Source organism: Bradyrhizobium ontarionense, assembly GCF_021088345.1.
In the GTDB taxonomy this organism is placed as follows: domain Bacteria; phylum Pseudomonadota; class Alphaproteobacteria; order Rhizobiales; family Xanthobacteraceae; genus Bradyrhizobium; species Bradyrhizobium ontarionense.
Genome location: NZ_CP088156.1, coordinates 4,148,680 through 4,172,389 on the forward strand (window position 1 = coordinate 4,148,680; position 23,710 = coordinate 4,172,389).

The 23,710-nt window shown below is 63.6% G+C and carries 22 protein-coding genes and 2 pseudogenes; 19 read left to right on the top strand and 5 right to left on the bottom strand.

All coding sequences use genetic code 11. From position 1 onward, the window contains the following. Positions 1 to 25: 25 nt before the first annotated feature. From LQG66_RS18440 to LQG66_RS18505, 14 genes are all read left to right on the top strand, one after another. Entirely contained in the window at positions 26 to 1,834 is a 1,809-nt protein-coding gene (locus LQG66_RS18440; RefSeq protein ID WP_231327593.1) for a PEP-utilizing enzyme, read from the top strand. Positions 1,835 to 1,890: 56 nt separating this feature from the next. After that, positions 1,891 to 2,493, top strand: coding sequence for an HD domain-containing protein (locus LQG66_RS18445; protein ID WP_231327594.1), 603 nt, complete (start codon positions 1,891 to 1,893; stop codon positions 2,491 to 2,493). A 16-nt stretch (positions 2,494 to 2,509) separates the two neighbouring features. Then, positions 2,510 to 3,955, top strand: a complete 1,446-nt coding sequence (locus tag LQG66_RS18450) for an aldehyde dehydrogenase family protein (protein WP_231327595.1) — start codon at positions 2,510 to 2,512, stop codon at positions 3,953 to 3,955. After that, positions 3,952 to 4,569, top strand: a complete 618-nt coding sequence (locus LQG66_RS18455; RefSeq protein ID WP_231327596.1) for an HD domain-containing protein — start codon at positions 3,952 to 3,954, stop codon at positions 4,567 to 4,569. The genes LQG66_RS18450 and LQG66_RS18455 overlap by 4 nt, the downstream gene beginning before the upstream one ends. Continuing rightward, complete coding sequence (locus tag LQG66_RS18460) at positions 4,566 to 5,327, top strand: SDR family NAD(P)-dependent oxidoreductase (protein ID WP_231327597.1); 762 nt, start codon at positions 4,566 to 4,568, stop codon at positions 5,325 to 5,327. Before LQG66_RS18455 ends, LQG66_RS18460 begins: the two co-directional genes overlap by 4 nt. 16 nt (positions 5,328 to 5,343) lie before the next feature. Beyond that, positions 5,344 to 5,667, top strand: coding sequence for a 2Fe-2S iron-sulfur cluster-binding protein (locus tag LQG66_RS18465; RefSeq protein ID WP_231327598.1), 324 nt, complete (start codon positions 5,344 to 5,346; stop codon positions 5,665 to 5,667). A 459-nt stretch (positions 5,668 to 6,126) separates the two neighbouring features. Beyond that, entirely contained in the window at positions 6,127 to 7,611 is a 1,485-nt protein-coding gene (locus tag LQG66_RS18470; RefSeq protein ID WP_231327599.1) for an aromatic/alkene/methane monooxygenase hydroxylase/oxygenase subunit alpha, read from the top strand. A gap of 96 nt (positions 7,612 to 7,707) precedes the next feature. Next, complete coding sequence (locus LQG66_RS18475) at positions 7,708 to 7,953, top strand: toluene-4-monooxygenase system B family protein (protein WP_231327600.1); 246 nt, start codon at positions 7,708 to 7,710, stop codon at positions 7,951 to 7,953. Further along, positions 7,946 to 8,326 carry a monooxygenase system ferredoxin subunit gene (locus LQG66_RS18480; RefSeq protein ID WP_231327601.1) on the top strand — a complete coding sequence of 127 codons (381 nt, stop codon included), beginning with the start codon at positions 7,946 to 7,948 and terminating at the stop codon, positions 8,324 to 8,326. The genes LQG66_RS18475 and LQG66_RS18480 overlap by 8 nt, the downstream gene beginning before the upstream one ends. A gap of 9 nt (positions 8,327 to 8,335) precedes the next feature. After that, positions 8,336 to 8,635: an MmoB/DmpM family protein gene (locus tag LQG66_RS18485; RefSeq protein ID WP_231327602.1), complete on the top strand. Its 300-nt coding sequence runs from the start codon at positions 8,336 to 8,338 to the stop codon at positions 8,633 to 8,635. A gap of 21 nt (positions 8,636 to 8,656) precedes the next feature. After that, the gene (locus LQG66_RS18490; RefSeq protein WP_231327603.1) at positions 8,657 to 9,682 is read left to right on the top strand and encodes an aromatic/alkene monooxygenase hydroxylase subunit beta; all 1,026 of its coding nucleotides are present in this window, start codon (positions 8,657 to 8,659) and stop codon (positions 9,680 to 9,682) included. Positions 9,683 to 9,739: 57 nt separating this feature from the next. Next, positions 9,740 to 10,729: a 2Fe-2S iron-sulfur cluster-binding protein gene (locus LQG66_RS18495; protein ID WP_231327604.1), complete on the top strand. Its 990-nt coding sequence runs from the start codon at positions 9,740 to 9,742 to the stop codon at positions 10,727 to 10,729. Beyond that, on the top strand, positions 10,713 to 11,267 hold the full coding sequence (locus LQG66_RS18500; RefSeq protein ID WP_231327605.1) for a luciferase domain-containing protein: 555 nt from the start codon (positions 10,713 to 10,715) through the stop codon (positions 11,265 to 11,267). The genes LQG66_RS18495 and LQG66_RS18500 overlap by 17 nt, the downstream gene beginning before the upstream one ends. A 3-nt stretch (positions 11,268 to 11,270) precedes the next feature. Then, on the top strand, positions 11,271 to 11,714 hold the full coding sequence (locus LQG66_RS18505) for a 2Fe-2S iron-sulfur cluster-binding protein (protein WP_231327606.1): 444 nt from the start codon (positions 11,271 to 11,273) through the stop codon (positions 11,712 to 11,714). Positions 11,715 to 12,372: 658 nt separating this feature from the next. Here the strand turns inward: LQG66_RS18505 and LQG66_RS37440 are convergent. Continuing rightward, positions 12,373 to 12,554 (bottom strand): annotated as a pseudogene (locus tag LQG66_RS37440) (conjugal transfer protein TraA); the annotation flags it as partial. Position 12,555: 1 nt separating this feature from the next. On the opposite strand from LQG66_RS37440, the pseudogene LQG66_RS18515 reads away from it, so the two are divergent. Then, positions 12,556 to 12,770: pseudogene (locus LQG66_RS18515) on the top strand (helix-turn-helix transcriptional regulator). Positions 12,771 to 13,022: 252 nt separating this feature from the next. Next, complete coding sequence (locus tag LQG66_RS18520; protein ID WP_231327607.1) at positions 13,023 to 13,310, top strand: hypothetical protein; 288 nt, start codon at positions 13,023 to 13,025, stop codon at positions 13,308 to 13,310. 249 nt (positions 13,311 to 13,559) lie between these two features. Here the strand turns inward: LQG66_RS18520 and thrC are convergent, their stop codons facing one another. From thrC to sbnA, 3 genes are read right to left on the bottom strand one after another with little or no spacing between them, the layout of a single operon-like run. Beyond that, positions 13,560 to 14,813, bottom strand: a complete 1,254-nt coding sequence (gene thrC, locus LQG66_RS18525; protein ID WP_231327608.1) for a threonine synthase — start codon at positions 14,811 to 14,813, stop codon at positions 13,560 to 13,562. Positions 14,814 to 14,848: 35 nt separating this feature from the next. Then, positions 14,849 to 15,850 carry a 2,3-diaminopropionate biosynthesis protein SbnB gene (gene sbnB, locus LQG66_RS18530; protein WP_231327609.1) on the bottom strand — a complete coding sequence of 334 codons (1,002 nt, stop codon included), beginning with the start codon at positions 15,848 to 15,850 and terminating at the stop codon, positions 14,849 to 14,851. Beyond that, complete coding sequence (sbnA, locus tag LQG66_RS18535; RefSeq protein ID WP_231327610.1) at positions 15,851 to 16,960, bottom strand: 2,3-diaminopropionate biosynthesis protein SbnA; 1,110 nt, start codon at positions 16,958 to 16,960, stop codon at positions 15,851 to 15,853. A gap of 525 nt (positions 16,961 to 17,485) precedes the next feature. On the opposite strand from sbnA, the gene LQG66_RS18540 reads away from it, so the two are divergent. The 3 genes from LQG66_RS18540 (at position 17,486) to LQG66_RS18550 (ending at position 21,212) form a co-directional block, all read left to right on the top strand. After that, on the top strand, positions 17,486 to 18,553 hold the full coding sequence (locus tag LQG66_RS18540; protein ID WP_231327611.1) for an LLM class flavin-dependent oxidoreductase: 1,068 nt from the start codon (positions 17,486 to 17,488) through the stop codon (positions 18,551 to 18,553). A gap of 99 nt (positions 18,554 to 18,652) precedes the next feature. Beyond that, positions 18,653 to 20,518 (top strand): asparagine synthase (glutamine-hydrolyzing), encoded by a 1,866-nt coding sequence (asnB, locus tag LQG66_RS18545; RefSeq protein ID WP_231327612.1) that lies wholly within the window; start codon positions 18,653 to 18,655, stop codon positions 20,516 to 20,518. 58 nt (positions 20,519 to 20,576) lie between these two features. Next, the gene (locus LQG66_RS18550) at positions 20,577 to 21,212 is read left to right on the top strand and encodes a nucleoside/nucleotide kinase family protein (protein WP_231327613.1); all 636 of its coding nucleotides are present in this window, start codon (positions 20,577 to 20,579) and stop codon (positions 21,210 to 21,212) included. 311 nt (positions 21,213 to 21,523) lie between these two features. Here the strand turns inward: LQG66_RS18550 and LQG66_RS18555 are convergent, their stop codons facing one another. Beyond that, positions 21,524 to 23,647 carry an alkaline phosphatase family protein gene (locus tag LQG66_RS18555; protein WP_231327614.1) on the bottom strand — a complete coding sequence of 708 codons (2,124 nt, stop codon included), beginning with the start codon at positions 23,645 to 23,647 and terminating at the stop codon, positions 21,524 to 21,526. Positions 23,648 to 23,710 lie beyond the last annotated feature (63 nt).

Here is a 23,710-nt window from a genome sequence, read left to right on the forward strand (position 1 = left end):
ACAGAGAAAACGAGGGGAAACGACGATGACAGCGCATGCGAAATTCCCAAGTCCCTATGACCTGAAGACTCCTGTCGGCGCCGAGGGCTGGGAAAAGCTTTATCCCTACTATCTGCAGTTCCAGAACAGCCTGCGCGACAAGGAGGACGGCAAGTTCTGGTTCTGCGACTCGCAGCACTGGCCAAGCCCGTTCAAGCCGTTCGACGCCGTCACCGTCGAGTTCGCGGTCAAGTGCCTCGGCCAGTACAACACGCGGCACTATCTGATCCCGCCGGCCAACGGCGTCGAATACCGCATTCACAACGGCTATTGCTACATGAGCCCGGTCGCCGTCGCGCCCGAGCTGATCGGCGGCCGCGTGCCGCATTTCATGGAGCGCGCCGGCTACTACTTCCAGAACTGGGACCGCCTGCTGGCGAACTGGGACAAGAAGGTTCGCGCCAACATCGCCGATCTCGAAGCGCTCAACTTCGAGCCGCTGCCCGAAGCCGTGCCGCTGGAGTGGATCACGGGGGGCGTCGGCCTCGACAACACCTACGCGCTGATGGAGACCTATGATCGGGCGATCCAGCTGCTCTACAAGACCTGGCAGTATCACTTCGAGTTCCTGAATCTCGGCTACGCCGCCTATCTCGACTTCTTCAGCTTCATGAAGGGGCAGTTCCCCACCATTCCCGACCAGGCCATCGCCAAGATGGTGCAGGGCGTGGAGGTGGACCTGTTCCGTCCCGACGACGAGTTGAAGAAGCTCGCCAAGCTCGCCGTGAAGCTCGGTGTCGCCGATGCCCTGAAGAGCGGATCGGTCGACGAGGCACTTGCTGCAGTCGGCCGTGCGCCGAACGGCGCCGAATGGCTGAAGGCCTGGAAGGAGGCCCAGGATCCCTGGTTCAACTTCACCTCCGGTAACGGCTTCTACTCGACCGACAAGTACTGGATCGAGCATCTCGATATCCCGCTCGGCTACATCAGGGACTACGTCGTCCGCGTGCAGCGGGGCGAGGACATCGACCGGCCGACGGAGGCCATCGCGAGAGAGCGCGACCGGATCACGTCCGAATATGCCGAGTTGCTCGATGCCGACGCCCGCGCCGCCTTCGAGGGCAAGCTCGGGCTCGCCCGCACCGTCTTCCCCTATGTCGAGAACCACAATTTCTACATCGAGCATTGGTCGATGAGCGTGTTCTGGCGCAAGATGCGCGAGCTCGGCGCCATCTTCCGTGACGCCGGCTTCTGGAAGGACGCCGACGACCTGTTCTATCTCAACCGTCAGGAAGTCCGCGACGCGTTGTTCGACTACGGCAATGGCTGGGCGGTCGGCGCACCCGCGATCGGTCCGACCTACTGGCCGCCGGAGATCGAGCGTCGCAAGACAATCCTGGCCGCCCTCGCGACGACGCCGCCGCAGCCCGCGCTCAACAATCCGCCGGATGTGATCACGGAGCCGTTCACGATCATGCTCTGGGGCATCACCACCGAGAGCATTGGCCGCTGGCTCGATGGCGCTGCGAACACGACCAAGCTGTCCGGCATGGCGGCCTCGCCCGGCATCGTCGAGGGCCGCGCCCGCGTGGTGCGCTCGGCCGATGAGCTCGGCCAGATCGAGCAGGGCGAGATCCTGGTCGCGCCGGTCACCGCGCCGAGCTGGGCGCCGATCTTCGGCAAGATCAACGCGATCGTCACCGACATCGGCGGCATGATGTCCCACGCCGCGATCGTGTGCCGCGAATACGGCCTGCCGGCCGTCACCGGCACCGGGCGCGCAAGCTCCTCGATCAAGAACGGGCAGATGCTGCGCGTCAACGGCTCGACCGGCGAAGTGACCATTCTGTCTTGAACCAACCAGCAGAGGCCGGCAGGGCCGGCCTCTGCTGCCGCATATGGAATACTGCAATGCTCGATAAGTCCGACGTCGGCAATCGCTATGACGAGGTATGGCGCATCAGCGAGCCGTACATGCGCGCGCGCAAGAACGACGTCCACATTCCGCTGTCCTATGCCTACGCCCGCAAGCTGCTGTCGCACTATCCGGATGCAGACGAGGACATCGTCTCCCTCGCAATCATCCTGCACGATATCGGCTGGTACTCGATCGACATGAAGGACATCATCGAGAAGGGATTCGGCGCCAACATGATGAAGTCCGACGTGCGCTTTCTGCACGAAAGCGAAGGCGTTCGCATGTCGCGCGAGGTCCTGGAGCAGGCCGACTGGCCGGAGCCGGTGATCGTCGCGGTCGGCGAGATCATCGATGGCCACGATACCCGCCCCTACCCGCGCTCGCTGAACGACCGGGTCGTGCGCGACGCGGACAAGCTGTGGCGCTACACGACCACGGGCGTCGCGGTTGCCTGCGACTGGTTCAAGATGACGCCGCGCCAATATGCGTCGCGCCTGACAACCCAGCTTGCCGTGCTCGAGACCGAAGCCGGACGGCTGATGGCCGAGGAGGCGCTGAACAAGACCCGGGCAGCGCTGATGCTCGACCTGATCTGAACAACGGACGGCGGACATGGACATGTTCATCGACGGCCGCCGGGTTGCAGCCCAAGGCGGAGCGACCTTCGACGTTCTCGATCCGGCGACCGGCGAGACGATCGACAGCGTTCCGGATGCGGGCCGTGCGGATGTCGATGCCGCGATCCGGTCGGCCGAGACGGCGCTCCAGGCCTGGAAGGCGACACCCGTCGCCGAACGCGCGCGCCTGCAAAAGGCTGCGGCGCAGCTGATGCGCGCGAACGCCGAGGAGCTCGGCCGTCTGCTGACCAGGGAGCTCGGCCGTCCGCTGGCGGGCGCGATCGGCGAAATCCAGCGCTCGGCCGAATTGCTCGACGTCTATGCCGAAGAAGGCCTGCGCCTGCACGCCGAGATGCCGCTGACGGGCGTGGCCGGCGAGAAGATCATCATCACGCGCGAGCCGGTCGGCGTCGTGGTCGCGATCACGCCGTTCAACTATCCGGTGACCTTGCTCTGCTTCAAGCTCGGCGCCGCGCTGATGGCCGGCTGCACCGTCGTCGCCAAGCCTGCCGAGGACACGCCGCTGTCGACCTTGCGGCTCGCCGAACTGTTCCGAACGGCGGGCTATCCAAACGGCTGCTTCAACGTCGTGACCGGCCGCGGCCCCGACCTCGGCATGCAGATGATCGAGCATCCGACGCCGCGCAAGATCGCCTTCACCGGCGGCACCAGGGCCGGCAAGGCGATTGCCGCCGCGGCAGCAGGAACGATGAAGCGCGTCACGCTCGAGCTCGGCGGCCAATGTCCGGCCATCGTCTGCGCCGACGCCGACATCGGCGCAGCCGCTGCGGCGATCGCCCGTCACGCCTTCGCCAATTCCGGTCAGTTCTGCTACCGAGTCAATCGCGTCTATGTCGAGCGCCCCGCCTATGCGGCGTTCCTCGACGCGCTCGCCGGCAAGGTCGCGCAGCTCGAAATCGGCAACGGCCTGACCTCGAATTGCGCGCTCGGGCCTTTGGTCAACGAGAAGATCTACCGCAACAGCGAGCGACAGATTGCGGACGCCCGCGCCCTCGGCGCGACCGTGCTGACCGGCGGAGCCCGGTTGACTGGCGGCCTCTACGACAAGGGCTGGTTCCTGCCGCCGACGGTAATTGCCGATGCCAATCCTTCCGCTCTCGTCATGACCGAGGAAACGTTCGGGCCGGTGCTCGGCGTTGCCGCATTCGACGACCGCACTGAAGCGCTGCGGCTCGCCAATGCGACGGTCTATGGCCTGGCGGCCTTCGTGTTCTCGCGCAACCTCGCGGTAGGGCTGACATTGGCCGAGCGCCTCGAAGCCGGCTCGGTCTGGGTCAACGACATCCAGCGATCGAACCAGCGCGCGCCGTTCGGCGGCATGAAGCAGAGCGGGATCGGCCGCGAAAAGGGCCGCTACGGCATCGAGGACTATCTCGAATACAAGACGATCTATCTCAGCTACGACGCGGAGCTGCGATGACGCATTTTCTGCGCGAACAGGATCTGCCGATCTGGCTTGCTGCGCGGCCGTGGCTGGACGTGCGCTCGAACGACGAACATACGCTGATCTCCTATCGTCTCGGCCAGGCGCTGCTGCGGATCCATCCCGACGCGGACGCCTCCGTGGTGCTGCCCGCGATCCTCATGCACGACGTCGGCTGGAAGAAATTCCCGCCCGAGCAGCTCGCCGCCGCCGTCGGCCCCAATCCCAGATATCCCGAGCTGCAGCGCGCCCACGAGATCGAGGGTGTGAAGATCGCGGCCGAAACGTTCGCACGGCTGGCGATCCCTGGGCTGCAGGTCGAGACCATCCTGGCGATCATCGACGGCCACGACACCCGCAAGAAGGCGATCTCGCGCGAGGATGCGCTGATGAAGGATGCCGACAAGCTGTGGCGCTTCACCGGCCATGGGGTCGCGACGATCGGCGGCTGGTTCGATACGCCGCCAAAGGAGACGCTCGCGATGCTGGAGAGCTTCGTGCTGCCATCGATGCTGACCGAGGCCGGTACGACCATGGCCCAGGCGCTGATCGCGGAGGGCGTCGCATCCGCGTTCATGACGGATCTGCTGCACATCGAGGTTCCCGCATGAGTCCGATCCAACTGCAAGGGAAGCGCGTCATCGTCACCGGCGCCGCCGGCGGGCTCGGCCGCGGATTTGCGCTCGCCTTCGCTGCGGCCGGTGCCGAGGTCGTCGCCGCCGACATCCGTCTTGGCGGCGCCGAGGACACCGCGCGACTGGTCCGCGACCGCGGCGGCAAGGCGCACGCGGCCGAGGTCGACGTCGCCGACGAGGCGTCCACTACGGCGCTAGCACAATTCGCGCTTGCGCGCATGGGTGGCCTCGACGTGCTGGTCAACAATGCCGCTATCTATGCCGGACTCGCGCGCCGTAGCTTCGAGGCGATCCCCGAAGCCGAGTGGGATCGCGTGATGCGCGTCAACGTCAAGGGCGTGTGGATGATGAGCAAGGCGGCCGCGCCGCTGATGCGGCGCGCCGGCGGCGGCGCGATCGTCAACGTCTCGTCCGCCACGGTCATGAGCGGCTCACCGATGTGGCTTCACTACGTGTCGTCGAAAGGCGCCGTCATCGCGATGACCCGCGCTCTGGCGCGCGAGCTCGGCGACGACAAGATCACCGTCAATGTCATCGCGCCCGGCTTCACGCTCACCGAGGCCAGCCTCGGCCTGATGGAGAACGCCGCCGAATATGGCGTTTCCCGCGGCGCATTGAAGCGCGCGGCCGACGTCGACGACATGGTCGGCGGCGCACTGTTCTTCGCTTCGTCAGCCGCGGCCTTCATCACCGGCCAGACCCTGATCGTCGATGGCGGCCGGCAGTTCATCTAGGGATACGCAACGACCCATGCCCAGGATCATCTTCATCGAGCCCGACGGCACCGAACGTCTCGTCGATGCCGAGCCCGACGAGAGCGCCATGCAGGCGGCGAAGCGCAACGGCGTCGACGGCATCATCGGCGAATGCGGCGGTTCCTGCATCTGCGCCACCTGCCATTGCCACGTCGACAAGGCCTGGCTCGATCGCGTCGGCCCGGCTGGTGACATCGAGGCCGACCTGCTCGAGTTCGAGGCCGCGGACGTCCGCGCCGAAAGCCGCCTGGCCTGCCAGATCCCGATCACCGAGGCGCTGGACGGCCTCCTGCTGCACGTCGTCGGCCGCAGCCGCTGATCAGCGGCAAGCCTGCGCTGGCCTCGCGTCCACTCCGTCGTTTGTCGGCGGCGCGGCAGGCTAAAGCGTACCTCGCGGCGCTTTCATAGCTTCGGTCATGAGGCGCATCGAGCTTCTCGCTTGAAGCACGACACCGAAGCGTTGACGTCCGACATAGTCGATCCTCCTTCCGCACCGCATCGATCATCTGCGCGCTTGCGTGGCCGTACGCACGGGTCCGCACTCGATCGCAAGTCCGTTGTTGCGTGGCGATTTGCGCGCGCGATCGCGACCAAAGAAAAACCAAAGAACGTCCCCTAGACTGGCCCTCAATGCATCGAGCAACGATCTCTCCGCCTCTGTTGCTGAAGATCGTACGTCATCGACACGAGCCGCGCAAAGTCCGTCCATCCAAGAGCGGCGGCGCGGAACGCAACCAAGAAGAACGAACGCGATCACATAGCTCGGGAGGAGCAACGCATGCCGAAGCTGCAGCGGCGGGACTATTACGACACAGCCCGCGACATGAACTGGGCTTTCTCCTATGTCAGCGAGGACGAGGTCTTTCCCGAGGAGCTCTCGAAGAGCTTCGGCATCCATGGCGAGCAGTGGTGGGGCTGGGACGAGCCGTATAAGCTGACCTACCGCGAATACGTTCACAACCAGGCCGGCAAGGACGACGGCATCTACTCGATCCGCTCGACCATCGCGCGCTCCAATCTGTACGACAATCTCGACGCCGGCTGGAAGTCGGCGATCAAGGCGCATTACGGCGCCATTCCGGTTCCGGAATACTTCGCCTCGATCGGCGAGGCGCGCATGGCCCGGTTCGGCCGCGCCGCCGCCTGGCGCAACATGGCTACGTTCGGCACGCTCGACGAATGCCGCCACGGCCAGGCGCAGATCTACTTCCCTTATTGCCTGCTGGCTAAGGACCCGCAATTCGACTGGGCCCATAAGGCAATGCACACCAACGAGTGGGGCGTCATCGCGGCGCGCAGCCTGTTCGACGACATGTTCACCGCCAATGATGCGGTGTCGACGGCGATCCAGCTGACCTTCACCTTCGAGACCGGATTCACCAACCTGCAGTTCCTCGGCATGGCCTCCGATGCGCTGCATGTCGGCGACATCGAGTTCGGCGCGCTGATCTCCTCGATCCAGACCGACGAGGCGCGGCATTCGCAGCAGGGCGAGCCGACGCTGAAGATCATGATCAACAACGGCAAGAAGGCCGAAGCGCAGAAGATGGTCGACCAGATGTTCTGGCGATCGTGGAAGCTGTTCGCGCTGCTGACCGGTATCTCCATGGACTACTACACGCCGCTGGAAAGCCGGACGATGTCGTTCAAGGAGTTCATGCAGGACTGGATCTGTCGCCAGTTCATGGACCAGTTCAAGGATCTCGGCATGAACGTGCCGTGGTACTGGGAAGAGCATTTCCTGCCCGAGCTCGACTGGGTCCATCACGCCTATCACATGGGCGTCTGGTTCTGGCGACCGACGGTATGGTGGAATCCGGACGCGGGCGTGTCCACCGCCGAGCGCGACTGGCTCGAGCAGAAATATCCCGGCTGGAACGACCGGTTCGGCAAGCTGTGGGACGTGATCGACGACAATGTCCGCGCAGGCCAGATCGAGAAGACCTATCCGGCGACGCTGCCGATCGTCTGCAACTGCTGCCACATCCCGATCTGCAGCCCGAGCATCGGCAAGGCGCCGCGCATCACCACGCACAACGGGCGCAAGCTGAACTTCTGCTGCGAGGTCTGCGAATGGGTGTGGAAGAGCCAGCCGGAGCGCTACGACACCCATCTCTCGGTGGTCGACCGCTTCCTCGCCGGTCATATCCAGCCGCCGACGCTGGAGGGCGCGCTGCAATACATGGGCATCACGCCCGACGTGGCCGGCAACGACGCGCAAAACTATGCCTGGAATGGCGCATCTCGCCTCGCGGCCGAGTGAGCCGCCCGCGGCCGCGACGAACGAGCATCACGTAGAGAGGCGCCGCTCACGAGCGGCTCGCCCAGCCTACACAACAAACAGACATGGGAGGTAAGCGTGGCCCTGTTCCCGCTCCAAGCCAACTTCCGCGGCGACTTCGTCGTCCTGCTGATCCCCGTCGACGACGGCGACAGCATGAGCATCGTGGCCGACAAGGTCGCCCAGCACACGGTCGGACTGCGCGTCGCCGAGAAGAACGCGTCAAAATCCGTCTACTACAACGGCAAGGAGCTGCCATCCGCGATGACGATTGCGCAGTCCGGAATCCAGCCGATGGATTGGATCGAGGTGGCCTATGTCTGACGATGCCGATGTGACGTGGAGGCAGGTCGCAACCTTTGACGATCTCTGGGAAGGCGATTTCATCAGCGTCGAGGTCGACGGCGAGGAGGTGATCGTGGTGCATCTGCCGGGCGGCGAGCTGCGCTGCTTCCAGGGCATGTGCCCGCATCAGGAGATCCTGCTGGCGGACGGCAAGGTCGATTTCGAAGCCGGCACCATCACCTGCTCGGCCCATGAATGGGAATTCAGCATGGATGACGGCCGCGGCCTCAACCCGCGCGACTGCCGGCTTTTCCGCTACGCGGTGAAGAAAGACGGCGAAGCCATTCTGGTCGGCGTGCCGAACGACGGCCGGCTGCGCCGCTTGCGCCACAAGACCGAGCAGGACGCATAGGACAAGCTCATGACCATGACAGCAGCACCGAAACTGGTCGGCCCCGTCATCAGAGGCGTCGACGAAGACATCATCGACGCCGTGATCGCGGCGAGCGAGCAGGACAATCCGGACGTCGAGATCGTCATCGAGGACCGCGGCGGCTACGTCCGCGTCCAGGCCGACCGGAACTTCCGCCTGACGCAGAAGAGCATGCAGGCCGCGCTGGGGCGACCGTTCCGGCTCGCCGAGATCGAGCCGAGCCTGGTGTCGTTCGGTGGACGGCTCGAATCGATGGACGACGAGTGGGTCTGGACCATCCACACATAGAAAATCCCGGGAGGACACGTCATGACCGCAATGACCGCGAAGCCGGCTGCGCGCAAGCAGAAAAAGACCTGGAGCCTGTGGACGGAGCGCCGGCTGCCTTCGGAATACGAGGCCGTCACCTACAAGTTCCACAGCCATTTCCGGCGGGCGCCGGCACCGTTCGAGCTGTCCGAGAACTGGTCGATCAACCAGTTCTATCTCAGGAATCGTGAAGGCTCGAAGCTCACGCTGGACGATTGGGAGGGCTATCGCGATCCCCTCACCTACACCTATCGCCGCTATGTCACCGATCAGAAGGATCGCGAGGTCTATTGCGACAATCTGATCGACGAATTCGAACGCCAGGACAGCTCCCGCAAGCTTTCCGCGGCGTGGCTCGACTTCCTCGGCCAAGCCTATCTGCCGGTGCGGTTTCCCGGCCATGCGATGCAGATGAGCGCCGCCTATGTCGCGCAGATGGCGCCGTCGGCCTTTGTCACCAACACCTTCTATTTCCAGATGGGCAATGAAATGCGCCGCGTGCAGCGCCAGGCCTATCTGGCGAAGGCGCTCGCGCTCGACACCGGACGCCCGGAGCTCGCCGACAGCGACATCACGCGGACGATTTGGACGCTGGCGCCGCAATGGCAGGGCCTGCGCGAGCTGATCGAGAAGCAGCTGATCGCCTACGATTGGGGCGAAGCGTTCGTCTCTCGCAATCTGGTGCTGCGGCCGATCTTCGATCACGTCTTCAATCGCGAGATCGCCGATCTGGCACGGGCGAACGACGACGACCTGCTGGCGCTGCTGCACGACGACTTCCGCAACTACGACGAAGCCTATGCCGTCGAGACCACCAAGGCCCTGGTGCGCTACGCCACCGGCAAGGTCCCCGCGCATGCGGTTCTGCTGCGGGAGTGGGTCGCGAAGTGGATGCCGCTCGGCGAACGCGCCGCGCGCGGCCTGAGCGAGGCACTTTCGGCCGCGCCAGGCGCGGACGGTGCACAGGCGATCCTCGAGCGAACCATGACGGCCCAGGCGCGGCTGATCGCGGATTGCGGCTTGTAGTTTGGCGGGTGCGATCGGCGCGCTGCGCTGACCGCCCAGGCCGAAAGGATGGCGTTGATGACCCGGCAACTTCGCGTCGAGCCCGACGGTGTCGCAATCGATGCCGCCGACCACGAAACCATCCTTCAGGCAGCGCGACGCGGGGGCGTTGCGCTGCCTTACGAATGCGGCTGGGGCAGTTGCGGCGCCTGCAAGGTGACCCTCGTCAACGGCCAGGTCGATCTGATCTTTCCCGGTGCGCCGGCCGTCAATCCGCGCGACGCGCGGCGCAACCGCATCCTGGCGTGCCAGTCCCGCGCGATCTCGGACGTCACCATCGCGCGCGGTCCCGGCGAATGGTCGGCGCCAGTGCCCCGTTGCGTCGAGCAACAGGCGATCCTGCGCGACGTCGTCGATCTCGCGCCGGAGGTTCGCCAGTTCAGCTTCGAGACGATCGAGCCGATCGACTTCCGGCCGGGTCAGTATGCGATCCTGCAACTCGGCGTGGACCTGCGCCGCAGCTATTCGATGTGCAATCTGCCGGGCAGCAACGTCCTGCAATTCATTGCCAAGCGCTACGACGACGGCAAAGGCAGCAATGTGCTTGCAGGCTTGAGTCCTGGCGCGCGCATCACGATCGAGCTCCCTTTCGGCACCTGTACGCTCCGACGCAAGCCGGGCCGCAAGGTGTTCGTGGCTGGAGGCACGGGCGTCGCGCCGATTCTGGCGATGATGCGCGAGGCAGCGGAGGCGCAGCTCGATTTCGGATCGCCTGTAGATGTCATCTACGGTGCGCGCACGCCGGCCGATCTCGCGGCCGACGACATGCTGGAAGCGGCGATCGCGCGCGTTCCCCAGGCGCGTTATCTAGCAGTGGTCGAAAACGCGCCGTCAGGCTGGCCGCATGCGGCCGGCTTTGTCACCGATGCGATCAGGACAACCATCGCCGATCCGACCGCGGCAGAATTCTACGTGGCTGGCCCGCCGGTCATGGTCGGCGCCGTCAAATCACTGCTGCGCAGCGCCGATGTTCCGATCACGCAGGTTCACTATGACGCCTTCGGCTAGGGCAAGCTTGCGCAGCGCGCCACCGATCTGGGCGATGGCGCCGGGGTTGCGCCGTCTCGCCACGCGCCAAGGTGCCGCCCCGCGGCTCGCACCGACATGGCCCTGCCACCAGCTCGACGACCCCTCACCTGCCGGATACGCCGCGCAGCTCGCATCATGCGCAGGCGCGCTGGCCGGAGTCGAAGAGGTCGCTGCGCCGCTGAGTGCCGCAGGCCGCGCCTTCGCGCTCGATGACCTCCATGCCATGGGCCAGCCTGAGGCCTTTGTGTTCGCGCCGGTGTGGCTCATCATTCGCCTCGACGGATCGCTGCACCTGACCTTGCGGCCGGAATGGGCACAGAAGGTCGCGGCCAAGGGCTGGGGCACGGTGCATCCGTTCGCGCGCTACATGGCCGGCGCCGTGCCGCCGCAGAGCCTCGTCATCTACACGCCGCGGGATTCACACGAGCTCGCCGTGGTCGCGCGCATCATCGCGGCCGCTCATTGCTACGCGAGCGGCCGCATCGGCGAGGTCGCGCTGCCCGACAGCCGGTGGTGAGCGATGCCGAACACGACCACGAGCGATGAAACCAGCGCCACGCGGTTTCGCATCCGGCTCGAACGGCCGGATGGCATTGTCAGCTTCGACGCGGCGGCCGACGAGTATCTGCTCTACGGCATGCTCGATGCCGGCATCGACAGTCCCTACATCTGCGAGCAGGGCTGGTGCATCGCCTGCGCAGCGCGCCTACTGGCGGGCGATGTCGATCGCTCCGACGCGCTCACGGTGTATCCGGAGGACGTCGAAGCCGGCTTTCTGCTGCTGTGCTCGACCAAGCCACGTTCGGATCTGATCCTGAGCCAGGATGAGCGTCAGACCCGCAGAGACATGATGCAGCACCGGATCGAGCACAATCGGCTGGCACGGGCCTATCCGCCCGGCGCACGCTTCCGGTTCCGCCGCGGACGGGCCGCAGCGCGGATCGAAGCACGTGACGATCCTTAGCCCGAAGGCGAAGGTCACACGTTCGAATCGCATCGGGCGCGCTGGAACAATTCGAACGTCCGCCCCTCAGATTCGTGCTCTGCCGGCGAGCGACCAATCCGGTTCGAAGGCTTGTGTCGATTTTCACCCCGACTGAGCGCCGATCGGCGGAAACGGCTCGACACCATTGCAGGTGATCAAGAGTAGATCGAGAGCCGACGCCATCTTCGAACCGCCGCGGTTGCCAGGGGGCTATTCCAGGCCGTCGGCTGCTCAACTTCGTATAAGTTCTTGATCCTGCTGGTACAGTTTGGTGGGCTCGAATGATGACGACTATGGACGGATCGTAAAGTTGCTCATTCTGACAGCCCAACGCAGGGACGAAGTTGGCGGAATGCGTTGGGCCGAACTCGACTCGTCTAAGCGCGTTTGGACCATCCCCGGAACCCGCCGAGAGCATGTTTTTGGGGACGACCCGCGCCGGACGGGCGACCAAGAGCGTGGCTTCTTGGATGGTCGAAGTCGAAGGCCATGCTGGACGCCCGCTTACTCGCCAACCGTCAAGCGATCGCAAGGGCGGGTGAGACGACGACTCCGCTACTGGATTGGTGGCTGCACGATCTACGCCGCACCGCAGCGACTGTGATGGCCGACCGGCCTGGTGTGCTCCCCCACATCGGCCGTGGAACATGTCGCGCAGCTTTTCCGGCACGACCTTGCACACGATCTCGGCCACGCGCTCGCAGAAGGTGACCCGCGCCGTTCGGCATAATGCCGTACCGGATCGGCACGCCCGTAGTCCGAGGTCATATCCTTGGCGCGATCGCGCGACAGGTGGCGGACAAGACGATCCTGATTGGCCATGCGCGAACCAGACCGTATCATCCGTTTGAAAACCCGTCCTCGCAAGGACCGGGCTGTCCCGGTCCACCATCTCCCGCGAGATCGCCGAGGGCACGTTCCCGGCTCAGCTCAAAATCAGCACCAACGGGACCAGCTGGCATGAATCCGACATCAACCGGTGGATCCCAGATCCAGTCGCATGGCGTCCGAACGGAGTTCGAGGAAGTCCGGTGAGCCCTGTGACTTGTCCTTCCAAGAGGCCGTGGGCCGGGCCGCGGCAGGCCGCAAAGGCTGGCACGCAGACGATGGCTTTGCCGTCTGATAGGATCAGCCTCGAGAGCATCGATGGCCTGATTGCGCAACTTCAACATTCCGGCGAACATTCATCACAGGTTGCAACACATCGCGTTGACACGTTTTATCTTAATAGCTACTTTGTCACACGTTACGAGGCATTCCGTTCAAACCGATTCCGAGGAGGCAGACGTGGCCAAAGATCCTAAGGACGATGCAAAAGAGCGGGCTTTGGAAGAGCAAAAGGCCTTAGCCAAGGCCCAGTACAAGGACGCAGAAAAGAAAAAGGCGCTGGCCGAGTACAAGGCCAAGGCCAAGGCCGACTACAAGGCTCAGGCGAAGGCTGAACACAAGGCCAAGGCCAAGGCCGAGCACAAGGCGAAAGCCAAGGATGAACAGAAGGCCAAGGCCAAGACCGAGTACAAATTGGTCAACAAGGAAAAGGCTCAACGCGACGCGCTCGCGGCGGGCCGGAGCTGATCGGTGCGATCGGCGCCACGCTGCACATCACACGCTGCAGAGAAAATGTAGCAAGTTGTTGCAGAACATCGACGTGCGGCGTGGAAATTTGTCGCGCATGTCATCGTGGCGATCGGTCGCTGCACTGCATTTCGGCAAAGTCTATTTCGTTGCGACTTCGTTCCACCGGCGCATTTTGTCGGTCGATCGCGTCTAGCTCTGTATTGGCTGCATTGTATTGGTTTCAGTGCAGTGGCTTCAGCTACGATGTCATTGCCTGTCTCCGCCGATCGAGATTTCCTGCCACGCATCAGGGGAGATCACCGGCAAATTGTCCGGTGCGGGAACCGCCCTCAAATCCTTCAGGCCGGTTCCCGTAGACAGGCAAACGACGCGGTCTTGCGGCGCAATGACGCCGCGCTCCCGCAAGCGCTCGAAGGCAGCAAATCCCGCCGCACTGGATGGTTCGCAGAACACGCCGAAGCGCGACGCCATCATCCGTGTCGCCGCGACGATCTCGTCGTCATCGACGGCAACGGCCGTGCCCCTGGACGCCGAGAGCGCCGCCAGCGCCGCGGTCAGATCGCGCGGCTGTGCAACGGTGATGCTGTCCGCAATCGTATGGTGCGGCGGGTTGTTCGCATGCCTGGCCCATTCCGGATCAAAGCGCCTGGTGATCAGGTCCGAGGCGGCGGACTGGGCGGCGACCAGGCGGGGCATGGAGGACAACAGATCCAGCGCGACCAGCTCATGGAAGCCCTTCCATATGCCACTCAGGATATTGCCGTCGCCGGTCGGGACGATCACCCAGTCCGGCGCCTGCCATCCCAGTTGCTCGGCAATTTCGAACGCACAGGTCTTCTTGCCTTCCCTCGTGAACGGATTGAGCCCGGTGCTGCGATTATAGAGTCCCTTCGCGAGCGAAACCGTCCGGGCCAGCGCATAGGCATCATCGTAGCTTCCGTCGACGCGATAGATCGAGGCGCCATGGGCCATGATCTGGGTGAGCTTGGCGCCAGGAATGGTGCGCGGAACCAGCACAGTCACCTTGATGCCGGCGGCAGCCCCGATGCAGGCCAGCGATGCAGCCGCATTCCCGGTCGAGGCCACGATCACATCGGTCACGCCATGCGCCGCCGCGACCGCAACGACGGCCTCGCTGGCGCGATCCTTGAGCGACCCGCTGGGATTGCGGGCCTCATCCTTCAGGAAGAACCGCGTTCCGCGATAGTCGCCGAAATCATAGAGCGGGGTCCAGCCGACACCGAGCCGGGTGCCAAAAGCACGATCGACGGGCAGCAGCGGTGCGTAGCGCCAGAGCGACTGCGCGTTGTCCTCCACGCTCGCCAGCAGGGCCGCACGCGTCGCCGGCTGCAGGTCGCAGCTGACGGACAGGTTCTCCTGCTTCGCGCAATCACACAGGCTGCTGTCCGGACCGATGTCATGCCATCGCCCACAGCCGACGCAATTCGCCTGTTTCCAACGAAGACGATTGGCGTGACGCGCCCGATCCGGTCCCTGCATCTCGATCCGCTCACGACGCCCCTGCGACCTCGTAATCAAGAAACGAAGAAGTCGTCGATCATGCGCGCGCGTCCGCCGGCGACCGCGCGCTCATGCACGAAGTGCGCGAGTGCAATGTCCAAGACGCCAAGGCCAAACGGAGAAAATATCCGGGCCCGGCTGCGGTCGGGCTGCAGGCGCTCGGAGATCAGGTCACCGATCGTTCCGTTCACGAAAGACCGCGACCCCGTGCGTTGCTCGGCGAGATGGACCGACGTCTGCGCCTTCAGGCAATGCTCGACATCATCGACGACGTTCTGCGCCGACAGGATGACGTCGACACCGAGATCGCGCAGCGACACATGGAGCACGGTCTGCTCCGGCGTGAACAGCGCGGGATCGTCGATATAGGGCCTGGCGGCGGTGGTGGCGAACACCACGAGATCCGCGCCCTCGATCGCATGCCGCGCGCTGGCTGCGGACTCGGCCCGCATTCCTGACTGCTGCAGACTCTCGCAGAGCTCCCGCGCACGTGCGGCGATCAGATCGTGCACCTGGAACTGCTCCACGCTCCATCCCGTCGCCAGCATGAAGTCGACGATGGTCTTCGCGATCGGACCGGCGCCGATGACGGCAACCCGTTCCGCCCGCTTGCCGCGATGCAGGATCCCGGCCGCCAGGGTCGCCGAGGCCGCCGTCCGCGCCGCGCTGATCTGTGATCCCTCGAGGCACGCATAGGGAAAGCCGGTGGCCATGTCGTTCAGCACAACCACCGCCGAGGCGCGCGCGAGCGGAATGTCCCTGTTCTCCGGAAAGCTTGCGATCCATTTGATGCCGGCGATGTCGTCCGCGCCGCGCAAGCGTGCGGGCAGTGCGATGATGCGGGCCGTCGGCTTGTCGTCGAACCGCAAGAAATAGCTGTCCGGATTGGTCGTCCGGGCTGCGTGATGAAGCAAATAGGTATCGCGCACGAGCGCCAGAATCTCGGGCTTGCTCTCCGACAGGATGGCGGAGATCGCCGGGCCGCCGATCACGTCGAAGCGCTGTCGCGAGTCCATTTACGTCCCCGTCTGCTGCTGCTTCGCCTGATCGCGCCGATAGCTCGCAACCTCCCGACAGCGGTTTGCGATGATCGTCACTTCACGGCTGTGCCGCGCCACGATCTCCTTCAATGGCTCGCATGGCAACGGCGCCTGGCCATCATCGGGCATGGTGGCGCCGGTCCCGTAGGATGACCTGACCCAGTCCGGCGAATAGATGGTATCCATATATTTGTCACCGAGATCGGGAGAGATCGCGACGACGGTGCTATCGGCGTCGAAGAATGCTGCATCGGCGGCGATTGCCGCCAGCACCGAGCCGGTCGATCCGCCCAGAAGCAGCCCCTGCCGCCGCGCCAGGCGATGGCACATCCTGATGGCATCGATTTCGGGGACGTAGACAATGCGGTCCAGAAGCTCGGGATCGGCCAGCTCCGGCCGCCGGCTGGTCCCGATCCCCGGGATCAGCCGCCGTCCCTTCCGGTTCGGATCGAACGTCACCGATCCTTCCGGCTCGACCGCCACCACCATCGTGTCAGGCGAGAGCTCGGCAAAACGCCTTGCCAGTCCCATGACCGTTCCGGTCGTACCGGAGCCGACATAGAGATGGCTCACCTCCGGAATCTCATCGAGGATTTCGAGCGCCGTCCATTCCTCGTGCGCGCGCGCGTTGAACTCATTGGCGTATTGATTCAGCCAGACATAGTCGCTGTTGTCTCGCAGGAGATCGCGGATGCATGTGATCCGCGTCTCCAGATAGCCGCCATTGGCGTCCTTGGAATCGACGATGATCGTACGGCCACCATAGGCCTCGATGCTGCGCAGGTTGACCGCGGAGACATTGGGATCCGTCACGCAGATGAACGCGTATCCGCGCAAGCTGCAGATCAGCGCGAGCGCGATGCCGAGATTCCCGGAAGATGACTCGATGATGGTCGAGCGATGCGGCTCGATCAGTCCCCGCCGCTCCAGCTCCGCGATCATGAACAGAGCGGGTTTGATCTTGATTGATCCGGTGACGTTATAGCCTTCCATCTTCAGAACCACGCGGCCCCTGTCGACCAGTCCGGGAAGTTCGAAGAAGAGATTCTGTACCAGCAGATCAAGTGGATTGGTGAGGATCGACATGCTTCCACTATTCACTCTGATTCGAGACACGTTGAACTTTGAGACACGTTGAACGCGGCAAATCCCCGGCCGTTAAAGCCTCGCGCAGAGGCGGCCTCCCCTCAGCCTTCACTGAAACAAATCTGAATTGAAACAAGCCCGAACGCCTATGCCACCAATCAACTTCGCAGCACAACTTCACAAAAGTATTGCATTGTTCAATAACAACGTAAAGATGTATTTATGTAATTTGCTCAGCGTACGCGACGCAGGATGTCGCAACGATGTTTCGATCGCCTGCATTCGAACACGGCGGCCGGCGTAGCTTCACGTACGTTGCAGCTGCCGGTCGCGAACCGTCACTCATTGGAAATTCAAGTCAACGCGCAGCAATGCGCATTGCCAAACAACCTGAAATAGACAATTTTGACAATTTGCAATTATCTACAAGATCAACCACCGGCAACCGGCACACGTGCGTTTCGTCCGCTTTTCCCACTGTTGCTCTTCTGACGTTCTGTTTCTCTCACCCGATGGTCGTTGACAATGAAGTTCTCATTGTTCTTCGAGATGCAGGTCCCCGACCCGACGCCGGACAGGGAAGTCGCGGTCTTCCGCAATTGCGTCGAGCAGGCGAAGCTCGCCGATGAACTCGGCTATCATTGCATCTGGGGGGTCGAGCATCACGGCCTGTATGAATATTCGCACTCGTCGGCACCGGAGATCTTCCTGGCCTACGTTGCAGCGCAGACCAAGCGGATCCGCATCGGCCATGGCTGCACGCTGCTGCCCCATCGCTACAATCATCCGATCAGGATCGCCGAGCGCATCGCGACCCTCGACATCCTCTCGCAGGGGCGCGTGAACTGGGGAACGGCGAAATCCGGCACCAGGGTCGAGCGCGAGGCCTTCGAGATCGACGCGGACAGTCTTCACGCGCAGTGGCGCGAGGCCGTCGAAATGATCCCGCGGATGTGGGAAACGGATGTCTTCAGCCACAAGGGGCGCTTCTTCGACATTCCACCGACCTGCATCGTCCCCAAGCCGGTGCAGAAGCCGCACCCTCCGATCTTCGCGGCCTGCTCGAAGCCCGAGCAGGCGGTGGAGGTGGGCGAGCTCGGTCTCGGCGCCCTCAACCTGGCGATCTATCAGGACGAGATGCTGGCAAAAAGGGTGTCGGCGTATCGCGCGGCAATGGCCCGGGCGAAGCCGCTCGGCCGGCAGCTCAACAATCATTTTGCCTGCAATCCGGCTACGCTGGTTCTCAAGGATGACCGCAGGGCCTGCCAGTACGGCTTCCGGGGCGCGCTCTTCTTCCTGAAAGCCATGGTGCATTACTACGGCGTCAACAGGCCCGTCGGCAGGATCAACATCTCCAGGGACTTTCTTCCCGACGATCAGCTGCAGCGCTTCATGGATCAGCGCAACACGCCGCAGTCGCAGCTTTCCTCGATCATCGGCGATCCCAGCTCCGCGCGGGAGATGGTCCAGCGCTTCGTCGATGTTGGAGTCGACGAGCTGATTCTGGTGATGCAGACCGGGACCACGCCCCACGAGATTACAATGGAGTCGATACGCACCTTCGGCGAGGAGGTGATGCCGCAATTCTCCTAGGCATCTCCCCTGGCGCCGGCTCGGACCGATGGACACTGAACTGAACTGCAAGGTTGGAATCGCGGCGGCGTCGACGTCGCGGCTATTGGGCTCACGACATTGTGCGGAATCTGCGGAATCTTCCGGATATCAGGCGACCAGCGCGTCTCGTCCGACGTCATCGAGGCGATGACGCAGACGCTTGCCCATCGCGGCCCTGACGATCGCGGGCATTTCGTCAGGGACGGCGTCGGGCTGGGCTTTCGCCGGCTGAGCATCATCGACCTGTTCACCGGCAACCAGCCGCTGGCCAACGAGGATCAGACCATTTTCCTCGTATGCAATGGCGAGATTTTCAATCACCGCCAGCTTCGCGAGGAGATGATCGCGAGGGGACACCGCTTCCGCTCCCAGACCGATGTCGAAGTGCTGATCCATCTCTATGAGGAGCTGGGCGACGATTTTCTCGGCCGGCTCAACGGGCAGTTCGCCTTCATGCTGTTCGACAGCGTCCGCAACCGGCTGTTCGGCGCACGCGACCAGTTCGGAGTCGCGCCGCTGTTCTATGCGACGATCGGGCGCGACTTCGTGTTCGGCTCCGAGATCAAGGCCATCCTGGCTCATCCGGGGATCGAACGCCGGGTGGATCTCACCGGCCTCGACCAGGTGCTCTCGCTGCCCGGCCTGGTCAGTCCACGAACCATGTTCGCGGGCGTGAGCAGCCTGCCGCCGGGCCATTGCATCACCGTAAACCAGCACGGGGTCAGCACCGCCCCGTTCTGGGACCTGCGTTTCCCGCGCGAAAGCGAGGGCCACGAACAGCGGACAGAGGCGTCCTACCGAGAGGAGATCGAGCATTGCCTGGTCAAATCCGTCCGCCGGCGCCTCCAGGCGGATGTCCCGGTCGGCGCCTATCTGAGCGGCGGGCTGGACTCCTCGCTGGTCACCAGCATCATGCAGGCCAATGTCCCCGACCCGGTACGGACCTTCTCGATCGCCTTCGAGCAGCAGTTGATCGACGAGCGGCAGTATCAGCGCATCGCCGCCCGCGAGTTCGGCTGCCGGCATCACGAGGTCGAACTCGACGTTACCGCAATCGAAAGCCGGCTGCGCACCGCGATCTGGCACGCCGAATGTCCGTTGAAGGAAACCTACAATACCGCGTCGCTGGTGTTGTCTGCCGCGGCGCGGGCGCATGGCGTGCCGGTCGTGCTCAGCGGCGAGGGGGCCGACGAGCTGTTTGCCGGCTATCTCGGCTATCGCTTCGACGCCTTTCGCCGCGCGCGCGGCGTCCAGAGGCCGACTGCGGCGAAGGAGGCCGAGCTGCGATGCCGCGTATTCGGCGATGCCACCATCTTCTACGAGAAGAACCTGACGGATATCGAGGCTGCAAAACTGGCGCTGTATTCGCCTGCGCTCGGAGCGCTGTTTCCGGAGTTCGACTTCACCAGGTCCGATGTGATCGACACCAGCCGGATCAAGGACATCCACCCGCTGCACCAGCGCTCCTATCTGGACATGAAACTCCGGCTCGGCGACCATCTGGTCGGCGATCACGGCGATCGCATGCTGATGGCGAACGGGGTCGAGGGCCGGTTTCCGTTTCTCGACATCGAAGTCGCCGAACTGGCCTGCCGGATCCCGCCGGACCTGAAATTGCAAAGCTATCAGGAGAAATACATCCTGAAGGAGGTGGCGCGGAAATACGTGCCGCAAGTGATCGTCGAACGCGAAAAATACGGCTTCAACGCGCCTGGGACGCCGTTCCTGCTGCGCAGTGGCGTCGAATGGGTCGAGCAATTGCTGTCGCCCGAGACGATCCGGCGGCAGGGCTATTTCGACCCGGGTGCGATCGCCGAACTGAAGCAGCGCTACGCCCAGCCCGACTTTCAGCTCAACGTGCCGACCGAGGACGATGTGCTCATGACCGTATTGACCTTCGGACTGTTTCTCGAGGCCTTCGACATGCCCGATCTCGGCTCATGAAACATTCGGCTCAAGAATAACTCCTCGCTCACCAGCCGAGCGACGACCGGAGATATGAATGGACAAGCGACAGGCGGCCGCGGTGGCAAAGCAAGATGATCCGAGCCTGGTCATTGCCGTCAGCGGCACCTCGGGTGCCGGGAAGTCGAGCGTCATTGCGACCACGGCCGAGATGCTGATGGGCGCTGCGCGGCTGCATTTCGACGACTATGTGACGCTCGGCAACGACATTGCGCAGATACGGGCGTGGATCGATGCGGGGGCCGATCCCGACGAGATCAAGACACCCGTGATGGCGGTCGATCTGCGCAACCTGATTTCCGGCAAGCCGGTGCAGCCGCCGAATGGCGGCAGCATCGTCCATCCGGCCAACTACATCATGATCGAGGAGCCGTTCGGACGCGCCCGGCAAGAACTCGCCGGCCTGATCGATCTCACTGTCTATATCGACGTCCCTCCCGAAGTCGCCCTCGCCCGCAGGATCGTCCGCGAAATCGCATCGCCGCAGAAGCAGGCCGCCCAGCTGGTCGGAGAGATCGAAGGCCAGCTGCTGGCATTTCTTGCAATCGGCCGCGACGCCTATCTGGCCGCCGCGCGCGCCGCCCGGGACTCCGCCGACCTTCTGCTCGACGGCATGCTGCCGGTCGACGAACTCGCCGCCAGCATCGTCGAAGAGGTTCGCCGCCGCAGCTGAACGTCGCCCCCAGCACAAGACGTATTGCGTTGCAAAACAACTCATTCAGTATTGATCATCCAGCGGAGGCCGGGACATTTCGACATGACGGGAGAACCGATGTCGAACGGACATGATGCGACGCCGGGGCTGGAACCGGCACCGGAGTTCTACGCACGAAGGTCGCCGGAGCTGCCGCGATCACCATTCTGCTCGACCGATGAGGCCGCGATACGATGGCTGGATGACTTGCTATCCCAGAAGGGTCTCGACGCCTCCCGCTGGCCCGCGCGCGCGAACGCATCAGAGCCCAGATCCGGCTCCCAGCCCGACTACCGGCGCGTGACATGCTCGCCGATGCTCAGATGGCACTTGCCGCCCGGCTTCGGTTGCGAGAGCAACGCCAGCCGGTCGCCGAACCGCGCCATGGTCAGGGCGCCTGCAGTCCGGACACCGAGAATCGGCTCCTGAAGCGACCAGCCGGCCTCGGCAAGCGTGCCGAAGCCGTTGCTGGTCGTCCGCTTTTGATCGGATGCCCTATTTTGATCAGCTGCGCCGGCCGCGGCTGCATCCACGAAGCGGGACCAGATCGAATAGCGCGAGCGCGGCACGCGGTCGCTGTGCACGGAGCGTGCGGCCGTCAGCGCCGTCGAGGTCCAGGAGACCGGATTGGCCGGGGTCAGCACACCGCTCTGCCCGAATCTCTCGGTCATCACCTGGGCATTGTCCGGATGCGGATGAGCGAGATGGATCACGCCGTCGAGCGTCGCCGCCGCCAATTCCCGGCCGGCACGGTAAGGCACACGCAGCGGCTCGAGCTCGTTCGGCGTGCTGGGCGCAGGACCGCGCCAGAAATAGGCGACCGGATATTCGCTCGGCGACCACGCATCCTTGACAGTGTCGTCCGCCGGTCCGCCATTCTCCGCAGGCACTGACACCACGTTGAAATCAGCTGTGTTGTACGACACGACCTGCATTCTGTCGGTCCGGACAGCCTTGTGGATCAGGAACAGCGAGGGACCCAGCGCTGCCAGAATCAGGCTTCCGTCGGTCGAACGGCCGACGTCCACGGCCGGCCCCCACTGGCCGTCGATGAACAGCATCGAGGAGATGCGGCCGTCCGACGCTGCGTAGGCCAGCATCACACTTCGATTGAACTCGAGAGATGCCAGGCTGAAGGCGCCGACGGGACCTGAGACGATCGTGAGCGTCGAGCTGGACCAACCGGTGCTGGGCGAATATTCAACGGCTGCAAGGCCGCTCTCATCCTTGTAGACCAGGATGAGGCCGTCAGCGTGGGCGGCCAGCGCGACAGCAGATCCCGATGGCCCGACCGGCTGCCCGTCGGACCATTTTTTGCCGTCGAAGACATTGAAATTCAGCGCGCTGCCGGCGCCGACATGAACGATGTAGAGCACGGACCCCAGTCCTGCGGCCGCCGCCCCGCCCTCGGCAACGACGGGCGTTTCCTCCGGCAGATGCCAGGCAAACTCCCTGCCCCACAGGAACTGCCACCAGTTTGCGTCACGGTCGTTCTTCCCAAGCGTGCCCAGCCCGAAATTCTTCTGCACCGTCCTGAGCAGGCTGTAATGATTGGAGGTCTCCATCCGCTTCTCCGGGTGGATCATGTCGCCAAGCAGCACCGTGTAGATCTGGTTCGGCCCGTCATAGGTGCTCTTCTCGTGTGCGTCGTAATCCTCGTCGAAGTCGGCCTCGTCATAGGTCACGACCACCAGGGTGCGGGGGGGCAGCCGCGACTTCGGCCCGGGAAACCGCAAGCTTTCGAAGAACGACTTCAGCCATTGCGCCTGCTGATCGACCAACGGCGCGCGCTGCCCAGGCTCGGTGCAGGTGCCGTAGAGATAGTGACCGTCGTCCCAAAGGTTCGGCGAGAAGAAAGCGAATTCGGGGAAGTCCCCGACCAGCAGGTCCCGCCAGAACGCCGCCTCGTCCTCGAGCTTCTTCCATCGTTCCGGATTGCGCAGGACATTCTCGAACAGACAGAACGGATTATGGAAATAGGCATAGGGATAAAGCGGCTGCGGCACCTGATTGAACGGCGGCGGGCAGGTCGCCCATAATTGGTCCGGCACCGGAAACGGCACAGGGAAATCCGACGGCTGCAGGTCCGGCTTCCACAACATCTTGACATTGCCCTGCATGTACGCCTTCCAGCGCAGGCCGAGCGGTGACTCCTCGATCTGGTCGACGATGGTACGCTGCTGCAAAACCGGCGGGTAAGGCGGCCAGTCATAGGCGATGTTGCAAAGCTCGCCGGCGATCATCGAGACGTAGTTGCACTGCGATGGATGCATGACTCCAAAGTGATTGAGCAGCTCGACGCCCTGCGCGGCGAGCTCCGACATGTAGGAGTTCTTCAGCACGTTGCTGCGATATTCGTTCTCCAGCACGATGATCAGGACGTGATCAAAAATACGTTTGTGCGAAGCGGTCATGTTTTCACCCCTCGCCGTTTCCATGCCGGAATACAATCGGTCCATCGCATCGATGTCGCCATC